This is a genomic window from Pseudoalteromonas sp. SWYJZ98 (assembly GCF_015864495.1).
Taxonomy (GTDB): domain Bacteria; phylum Pseudomonadota; class Gammaproteobacteria; order Enterobacterales; family Alteromonadaceae; genus Pseudoalteromonas; species Pseudoalteromonas distincta.
On sequence record NZ_JADYXA010000005.1, the window covers coordinates 185,270 to 194,329 of the forward strand.

Consider the following 9,060-nt stretch of genomic DNA (forward strand, 5'->3'; position numbering starts at 1 on the left):
AAGACCACAATTGGTTTGTGGTCAGCTTTATTATTTGTAACCGTAAACCTATACACGAACTCGGTCTAAGATCAGCGAAACCATACCGTTTAACTGCTCGTCTTTACATTCTTCATGACCCATAAACCATGCAAATAAGTCAGGGTCTTCTTCTGTTAGCAAACGCTGAAAGATAGCCTGTTGCTCTGCGCTCAAAGAGTCGTATGCTTCTTCTACAAACGGCATAAACAAAACATCTAGCTCTAACATGCCACGACGACAAGCCCAACGAATACGTGCTTTACTATGAATTTCAACCATTTTAAACCTCATACTTAATTGACTCGAGTTTAACAAACACAAGCCTATTTAGCAGCTATTAATCTCTCATTAAATAATAAACCCGCACCAATAAGCGCTTGTCTGTACCATACGTAACAACTGCGTTATTATGTCACTTCATTTATATTGCAAAGAAGGTTTTTATGTCGAGCGTTTATGCATGTCCGTTATCTCATCAACTTATTAGCCTCTGCGGTGCTGATAAATTATCTTATTTGCACGGACAAATCACTCAAGATCTAAATAAATTAACCAGCAGCAATTATTTGTGGGCTGGCCATTGCAGCGCCAAAGGTAAACTTTGGGGTGTATTTAAATTATTTTCTTACCAAGATAGCTACTACCTTGCGGGTAGCCAAGCTGAAGTTGAAAAATCATTAGCTGAACTTAAAAAATACGCTGTATTTGCAAAAGTTGATATTACTGAATGCTCAAAGCGTTTAATTGGTTTAATTGGTGATGATTTATCGGATGTACTGGCACAACTTGATATTAGCTTTGAAGGCGATGCAAGCGCGTGTGATTTTACGAATGGTAAAGCGCTAAAATTAGCTGATAACCGTGTTTTAATAATGGTTGATAACCAATTTAGCATGCCTGATAACGTATCCACACTTGATAACGAAGCCCCTTGGCAACAAGCAGCCATGCTTGCCGGTGAGCCTCAGCTAAGTGCAGATGCAATTGGCGAGTACGTTCCTCAAATGGTAAACCTACATGCTATTGGCGGTATAAGTTTCAAAAAAGGGTGTTATACAGGTCAAGAAACAGTAGCCCGTATGAAGTACCTTGGTAAAAATAAACGTGCAATGTATATCGTTTCGGGGCAAAGCGAAGGGATTCTTTCAGAGCCTGATTTAGAAATCCAATTAGGCGAAAATTGGCGCCGTGCAGGTAAACTTATTGCACAAAGCTTTGATGAGCAAACAAATAAATTAACAGGCCTCGTTGTGTTGCCAAACGATACTGATGTAACTCAGGTACTTCGTGCAAAACACACACCTCAGGTGGAGCTAAGCATTCTGCCTCTACCCTACTCTCTTGAAGATGAATAAATAGGAATGACTATGATCGTTGCGGCAAACAAAGTGGTAAAAATGCATTATTCAGTAATGGATAATGATGGCAATAGCATTGATAACTCGTTCGGTGGTGAGCCACTACACTTTATCATTGGCACAGGCTATTTAATTTCAGGCCTAGAAAATGCTTTGCTGGGCAAGCAACCAGGCGACACGCTTAGCGTAAAGGTTGAACCTGAAGAAGGTTACGGCGAGCGCCACGAAAACCTAATGCAAGCAGTACCTAAATCAATGTTTGAAGGTATGGAAATTGAAGTTGGCATGCAATTTCGTGCATCAACAGATGATGGTGACCAATCAGTAATGATCATCGATATCCAAGATGAAGAAGTGATTGTAGATGGTAATAACCCACTTGCAGGTATAACACTTAACTTTGATGTAGAAATACTAGAAGTACGTGATGCGACAGAAGATGAATTAACTCACGGCCACGTACATGGCGAAGGTGGGTGTGGCCACGACCACTAATGCACTGCTAAACAAATAAAAAAAGCGCCTAAGGCGCTTTTTTTATATCATATTGTTACGCTTAACCGTTTCAGCTTTTGGCTTACTAGGCAGCGCGATTGATACGTTTTTTTCTTTTAAAGCAGCTAGTAAACCTTTTTGATCGTTTGTACCAACTCTATACAAGGTGCCATCTTTGAGCGTTAACTGTATTGCACTAAAGCCAGATACTGTATACACCCAACCATCATGAGTAATTCGCATACCAATACCGTGCCTGTAAGAGTTTTGAACTGCTTTTGCTTCTGCGACTTCGCTAAGCTCAATACTTTGCCCAGCAACACCTGGACCAAACGCCCAGCTAATATTCTTATCATCTACTTTTACTGTTAGGCCATGGAACAAAAAGCCCACCAGCACTAAAATCCCAGTAAATATTATTAAAGGTCCATCAGCGCCTAACAAGTTCCACGCAAGCGCCACAAAACCGCCAATCCACGCTAATACAAAAAAGATAAACACCGCATACTGTTTATGCTGATACATAATATTCTCTAAATTAAATAAATGCTTAAAAGCTGTATACCAATGTAGCACTCAGCTCTGAGTCAAACTTGAGTTTATCATCTTCGGGTTTTGAATTATAACGATACATGTAGGTAAATTTGAGTGATACCGCGCCAATCACTTGGCTTATCAGTGCGGTTTCCGATTTTAAGCGAGAATTAAGACCTGAAAGCGACTGCTCTATACTCACATCTTGATTAAAACGAGTACGCTTAGAAACTAAACGTTCCCACTGCATTGCAACACGTACTAAATAACCGGTTTTATCAATTTCATCTTCGCTCACATCCGAATCCTCATCGGCGACTGAACGGTATAAACCAGGTCCTATATCAATATCTACTTTGTTTTTAGAGCCTTGATATACACGCGCACCATAGCCTGTCGCCACCGTGCTTTTAAAATCAAGTCCACTAAACTCATCTTCTTCGTAATCACCGTAAATAAAAAATGAGGAGTTTTTAACACCTACTTTATAGTTACCTTGCGCTGATACAAAAATACGATTAGCTGTAACATCAGTGCCACCGCTTTCATCGTTCTCATCACGCTTATAAAGAGAGTCTATTTTGAATTGGTTACGCCACTTTTCAAAATCTTGGTATAAATTACCTTTGAGCTTAAAACTGGTCGAATTGGTGTTACCTTTACTTAGAATAAAACCAAATTCAGTATCACCGTAAAGCATATCACCTTTGTGTAACTCATGAATTTCTTCATCAGAGAGCTTGCCATATTCATGAAAATCTTCAAATGGATCAACAGCCCAACTTGGGCAGCTAATTATTAAAAAAATTAAAAATAAATACTTACGCACAACACTCTCTCTGCACACAATTATAAAAATAAGCGGTATTGCTTATTCACTCTCTTTCCATAAAATATGACAAAACGGAGCATCTTTATCACGACTAATCAAAATTTTAGCAAACAAAACATCATCATTTTCAAATTCTAAACCAACTAGCACCTGAATAAAGTGCTCTGGCTCTATCTCAAGGGCAACAAAATCTTGCCACTGATCGTCTGGCTCGTCTTCTTCAATAAAGCCTAGGTCTTCTCTAAACTCATTAAAGTCTTCAACATCTTTATCACTCAAGTTATTTGGCGCTAGCTCTAAAAAAATATCATAAGCTTGGTGAGTAGCTTCTTCTACCGTATATAAACGTGGACCCGACATATGTGCTTAACCTTAAGCTTTTAAGTTGCGCTATATTATCAAATCTCATCATCATTTTGATAAAAAAAAGCCTAAAACACTGACTTTTTTGTAACTGAGTCATACTTTATTCAGCATACAGCTCAAACAATAAATAACAATTTAACTAACCCATTGAATATCAAGATTACTTTTTTAATTTAAGCTTAAAATAACAACGTAAAAAATTTTATTATCTCAAGTTCTAATTGTTTAGCTTTTTCTCATCTAAATCTAACCCTTTAAGACTACAGCTTTAGCAATAAATTCCATTTATTTAAAAAATACCGTCACTTTACTTAATTCTTATAACAACATAAGCTCAACTAACAGGTCAGAGGAGTGTGTAATGATAAAACTAGAAAAACAAAATGGCATTGCAACCGTCACGCTTAGCAGAGCAAAAAAACAAAACGCATTAAGCTTTGAAATGTTTGTAGAGCTAAACAAAGCCATTAAAAACATAAAAAGAGATCGCAGTATTCGTGCTGTAGTAATAAAAGGCGATGGCGAGCATTTTTGTGCAGGGCTTGATATATCAGCCGTAATGGCGGCACCATTGAATATTATAAAATTATTGCTTAAATGGTTACCTGGCAATCAAAATTTAGCGCAAAAAGTAGTATTAGGCTGGCAATCACTCAGCGTGCCCGTTATTGCACAAATTGATGGCAACTGCTTAGGGGGTGGATTACAAATAGCGCTGGGTGCCGATTACAGGATTGTCCATGTTGATGCCAAGCTTGCCATTATGGAAGCGCGTTGGGGGTTGTGCCCCGATATGGGCGCCAATGTAATGATGAGCGGTTTAGTTAAGCGTGACCAAGCCCTTTGGCTTGCAAGCCACGCAAAACCAATCACAGCACAACAAGCAAATGAGCTAGGTTTAGTTACTCAGCTTACCGATGATACTCAACAAGCCACTCAAAACATGCTCAGTACATTACTTGAGCGCTCACCCGATACGCTTGCTGCTATTAAACGTGTTACACAACTTAGCTATAAACCAAACCAACGAAAAATACTCGCTAAAGAAACTTTCAGCCAAATTCGCTTACTGCTAAACCCAAACACTAAAAAAGCAATTGTTAAAGCAAAAGGAAAAGCGGATATAACCTACGCAAATACAAAGCACTGGTAGACTATTGCACAATGCATAAAAGAGTTTGATTTGTTAAAGTTAAGCTCTTATCTTTTCTGTGAGCCACTTTGATGAAATATCTGCTCAGTAGCGCTATTATTTTACTATGTTTAGCCTGTGCTAAACTCATTATGCACTTTATTGGTGGAAGCTTTCCTGCACCGTTACTCGCTATGGTTATTTTATTAGTTTTACTCTTATCGGGTATTGTAAAAGAGCAACATATAAAACCATGCGCCTCCCCTATTTTAAATATTATGCCTATCTTTTTCATTCCAGCGGGTGTGGGATTTATTGAGCATCTCGGCCTTATAAAATCGCACTGGGCATTTTTAGCATCAGTTGTGGTGCTTGTCCCTATAACTACCTTATTGCTTGTTAGCAGTGTAATTGCGTACTTTAAGGGAAGAGAAAATAATGACTAATTTTACTTTTTCCGCTATTTCAGAGCTACAGCCTAATTTATGGTGGCTAAGTATTCCTTTTATTATTGTATTATTTTTAGCACTAAGGGCCGTAAACCAAAGTATAAAAAACAGCGTATTTAAATCGCTCACCAACCCCGTATTTTTAAGTATTAGTATTATTGCTTTATTACTCGTTAATCTAAACTTGCCTTATACGCAATTTGCCACGCACAGCAAATTACTAAGCTGGTTATTAGAGCCCGCGATTGTAGCTTTAGCGCTTCCTTTATATCAGCAGTTTACACACGTACGAAAAAATCTATTACTCATAGTCGCAACATGTAGCTTAGGTATTGTTAACGCAACCGTTGTGGCATTTTTGCTAAGCATATTATTTAATTCGCCAGCGCAGCTAAGTGCATCTGTTGCCGCACTCAGTGTGACGACCCCAATATCTTTAATTGTTACCGACTCGTTAGGAGGGATTAGCTCACTTGCTGCGGCTTTAGTTATTTTTATTGGTTTACTAGGCGCTTTATTTGGTTTTATGCTTTTTAAACTCATTAATATTTTTAATCACGAATCTCAAGGCGTTGCCATGGGCGCAGCTTGCCATGCAATTGGGACCGCTGCTGCTATTGCTGAGCATCCAAAAGTAGGCGCTTACTCATCAGTTGCAATGGCACTAAGTGCTTTATTAACAGCGATTATAGTGCCGCTGTTATATCCATTTTTAGTCAACATTTTGCTATAGTTGGAAAAATACAACATAGCCCTAACATAGAGCGCTTTATGATCAGTTCTGAAATCGAACAGTTTGAAAAATATTACACCATGCTTACTGAGTATATGGTTACCTACAGTATGCAAATTGTTGGCGCTATTTTTATCGTCCTCATTGGTTTGTGGATAGCACAAAAGCTTGCCAAATTTGTAGCCGCGTTAATGACCCGCCATAACGTTGATATTACGCTCACAAACTTTGTCAGTAGCGTGGTAAAAGTACTGCTCATTGTAATGGTTATAATTATTGCACTTGGCAAAATAGGTATTAGCGTTACGCCATTTGTAGCAGCCATTGGTGCTGCGTCTTTAGGTGCAGGTTTAGCACTACAAGGAATGCTTTCTAATTATGGTGCAGGCCTTGCCATTATAGCCACGCGACCTTTTGTTGTTGGTGATACTATTGAAGTTAAAAATGTAAGCGGCCAAGTTAAAACAATTGAGCTTGGCTACACTATTTTAATCAATGAAGAAAAAGTAGAAATCACCATTCCAAATAAGCACATAGTGGGTGAAATACTTCATAACTCATTTAGTTACTCATTGGTCAAAGGTGAAATAGATATAGCTTATAGTGCATGCTCTGATAACGCGATTAGCCTCATTGAAGACGTACTTAAAGCACATGAATTAGTCGCACAAAATCCGTTATCACAAGTGGGTATTGAACGCTTCGCCGATAGCGGTGTTACAATAAGCTACCGATATTGGGTGCCTACTACTAAAATTATCGAAACCAAACTGGCTATTAACGGTGGTGTTTATAAAGCAATTAATAACGCTGATATTGAAATTCCATTCCCTCAACGCGTCATTACAATTAACAAAGCGACCTAGAAAGCTAATTTATTTTTATTTTGAGCTTGCATATCTGCAAGCTCATCCTTTACTCCCCCCCTCTGCTCAGAATAAACTCAAATAGTTGTGTTATAGATTTATTTGCCATATAAATAGTGTTAATAAATATCAATACGCACTTAATTTTAATAATAAAAAACAATAATGAGTAATGATGATGCGCAACCCCTTCTACCTAGGCGATTGGCAAGTAACACCTTCAACTAACTCAATTCAACTCACTGGTAAAGCCAAACAGTTAGAGCCCAAAGCGATGGAAGTTTTATTGCATTTGTGTCAACAAAATGGCGACATTGTAAGCAGCGATGAATTGCTCAATAAATGCTGGAAAAATACTGATATTGGCGATAATCCATTACATAAAACTATCACTCAACTAAGAAAAGCGCTCGGTGATAAAGCCAATGAACCACATTATATTGAAACTATCCGTAAACGTGGCTACCGCATTATTGCAAAATTATCTTTTCCGTTAGCAGATCCTATCCCAAGCACTAAAAGTACATGGCAGGGAGGATCCCCTTTCTTAGGCCTGCGTGCATATAACCCAAATGATACCCACGTTTTTTTTGGCCGTACCCAATCTATAGCTACCCTGCTGGAAAGGATATCTAGCCAGGTAAATTACGGTCGTGCTTTTTGCTTAATACTTGGCCCTAGTGGTACAGGTAAATCCTCGCTTGTTAATGCTGGAATTTTACCAAAACTGCTAGATGAGCGAGGCTATAATAGCATCGGGGTCATTTCCTACACCCAGATCGACTTTGCAGATGTGCATAAAAATAGACTTTTTCTAGACTTAGCTTCTGCATTACTTGATTGGGATATAAACGCCCAGCCTGTGTTTGAAGGATTAAGCGCGCAAACACTTGCAGAGCAACTAGAATTGGCAATAGATGGCGTAATTAACGCCATACAAGCTGCACTTAGTAAAGCCTCTACACAACTTAAAACACCCCAGTTATTTTTATTTATTGACCGCTTAGAAGTACTGCTTTCTTCTCCTATATTTAGTAGCGAAACACGCAGCCATTTTTTATCGGTTATTGAACGCTTAGCAATCTCTAAAGCTGTGATTGTATTTAGTGCGTGTCGTAACGACTTTTACCCTTTAGTGGTTGAACAACCAAGTTTAATGGCAGGCAAAGCTCATGGCGCGCACTACGATTTAACACCGCCAAACCGCCAAGAACTCCAACAAATTATTCGCCTGCCAGCGTTAACCGCTAATTTAACGTTCTCCAATGACCCACAAACTCAAACACCACTGGATGAAATATTGTGCGCCGATACCGCCAATAACCCCGATGCATTGCCCATGCTGCAATACACATTGCAAGAGCTGTACTTACAGCGCAGTGATAATAACGAGCTACTGCACAGTGTTTACAAAAAACTCGGGGGTATTGAGGGCGCCATAGGCAAAAAAGCAGAAGATATATTTATTGACCTTAGTAATGAGCAACAGCAGCAACTAAAAAGCGTATTATCACAACTGATCACTTTAAACCCAGATGGTAAAACCATTACGAGCCGCGCTGCCCGCTGGCAAACATTAACAAACACAAGCCAAAAAGAGCTTGTGCAAGCCATGGTCGATAGCCGTTTATTTGTATCGCATTTACAAAACCAAGAAGCCTGTTTTAGCCTTGCTCACGAGGCATTATTGCGTCAATGGCCGCGCGCAAAACAATGGATTAATGACCATAAAGATGCCTTAGCAATAAAAAGTCGTTTACAACATCAAGCACAAAATTGGGTAGATGAAGGTAAAAGTAGTGCTTACCTCCTAGCGCCAGGTAAACCGCTACAAGAAGCGCAGCTATTACTTAACGACAAACTGTTTAAATTAGATGATAACGAGCATGCTCTTATCAAAAGCTCTGTAAAAAAAACAAAAACAAAGATAAGAGCAAAACGAGTGACCGTTACTTTATTGTGCTTACTTACATTTACCGCGTTATTAATGAGCTTCACTAGTTTTAAAGCCCAACAACATGCGCAAAAAAAACAGCTTGAGGCCGAAAGCTTACTGGGGTTTATGGTCGGCGACTTTGCCGATAAATTACGTAGCGTTGAACGTATGGACTTACTTGATGGTATTAGTAATAAAGCACTTGAGTATTTTACTGACCTAGATTCAAATTGTAAGTGCATAACTTGTTTTGGCTAGATTAAGTGGTCAGTTGCTCATAAGCTAACTACTTTTTCTCCGGCAAGAGATTTTACAATGAGACATTACAAACAACTGAC

The 9,060-nt window shown here is 38.8% G+C and carries 10 protein-coding genes and 1 pseudogene; 7 read left to right on the top strand and 4 right to left on the bottom strand.

Annotation, left to right across the window (positions count from 1 at the left end; translation table 11 throughout):
* Positions 1-48: 48 nt before the first annotated feature.
* Complete coding sequence (locus I6F10_RS06260) at positions 49-300, bottom strand: FAD assembly factor SdhE (RefSeq protein ID WP_002958724.1); 252 nt, start codon at positions 298-300, stop codon at positions 49-51.
* A 164-nt stretch (positions 301-464) separates the two neighbouring features.
* Between I6F10_RS06260 and ygfZ the strand changes: the two genes are divergently transcribed.
* Together ygfZ and I6F10_RS06270 are read left to right on the top strand one after the other, a co-directional pair.
* Complete coding sequence (gene ygfZ / locus I6F10_RS06265) at positions 465-1,376, top strand: CAF17-like 4Fe-4S cluster assembly/insertion protein YgfZ (RefSeq protein WP_197098626.1); 912 nt, start codon at positions 465-467, stop codon at positions 1,374-1,376.
* A 12-nt stretch (positions 1,377-1,388) separates the two neighbouring features.
* Entirely contained in the window at positions 1,389-1,874 is a 486-nt protein-coding gene (locus I6F10_RS06270) for an FKBP-type peptidyl-prolyl cis-trans isomerase (RefSeq protein WP_002958726.1), read from the top strand.
* Between the two features lie 42 nt (positions 1,875-1,916).
* Here I6F10_RS06270 and I6F10_RS06275 read toward each other — a convergent pair whose 3' ends face one another.
* Genes I6F10_RS06275 through I6F10_RS06285 form a run of 3 tightly spaced genes read right to left on the bottom strand, consistent with a single transcriptional unit; the run spans position 1,917 to position 3,600 of the window.
* Positions 1,917-2,399, bottom strand: a complete 483-nt coding sequence (locus I6F10_RS06275) for a hypothetical protein (protein WP_002958727.1) — start codon at positions 2,397-2,399, stop codon at positions 1,917-1,919.
* Positions 2,400-2,424: 25 nt separating this feature from the next.
* Positions 2,425-3,237 (bottom strand): DUF481 domain-containing protein, encoded by an 813-nt coding sequence (locus I6F10_RS06280; protein WP_024597159.1) that lies wholly within the window; start codon positions 3,235-3,237, stop codon positions 2,425-2,427.
* 42 nt (positions 3,238-3,279) lie between these two features.
* Positions 3,280-3,600 carry an HI1450 family dsDNA-mimic protein gene (locus I6F10_RS06285; RefSeq protein WP_002958729.1) on the bottom strand — a complete coding sequence of 107 codons (321 nt, stop codon included), beginning with the start codon at positions 3,598-3,600 and terminating at the stop codon, positions 3,280-3,282.
* A gap of 367 nt (positions 3,601-3,967) precedes the next feature.
* Here I6F10_RS06285 and I6F10_RS06290 point away from each other — a divergent pair, with 367 nt between their 5' ends.
* From I6F10_RS06290 to I6F10_RS06310, 5 genes and pseudogenes are all read left to right on the top strand, one after another.
* On the top strand, positions 3,968-4,759 hold the full coding sequence (locus I6F10_RS06290) for a crotonase/enoyl-CoA hydratase family protein (protein WP_197098627.1): 792 nt from the start codon (positions 3,968-3,970) through the stop codon (positions 4,757-4,759).
* A 71-nt stretch (positions 4,760-4,830) separates the two neighbouring features.
* Complete coding sequence (locus I6F10_RS06295; protein ID WP_002958731.1) at positions 4,831-5,184, top strand: CidA/LrgA family protein; 354 nt, start codon at positions 4,831-4,833, stop codon at positions 5,182-5,184.
* Positions 5,177-5,920, top strand: a complete 744-nt coding sequence (locus I6F10_RS06300; RefSeq protein ID WP_197098628.1) for an LrgB family protein — start codon at positions 5,177-5,179, stop codon at positions 5,918-5,920. The genes I6F10_RS06295 and I6F10_RS06300 overlap by 8 nt, the downstream gene beginning before the upstream one ends.
* A 38-nt stretch (positions 5,921-5,958) precedes the next feature.
* Positions 5,959-6,786: a mechanosensitive ion channel family protein gene (locus tag I6F10_RS06305; protein WP_197098629.1), complete on the top strand. Its 828-nt coding sequence runs from the start codon at positions 5,959-5,961 to the stop codon at positions 6,784-6,786.
* Between the two features lie 175 nt (positions 6,787-6,961).
* A pseudogene (locus I6F10_RS06310) lies at positions 6,962-8,941 on the top strand (nSTAND1 domain-containing NTPase); the annotation flags it as partial.
* Between the last annotated feature and the right edge of the window lie 119 nt (positions 8,942-9,060).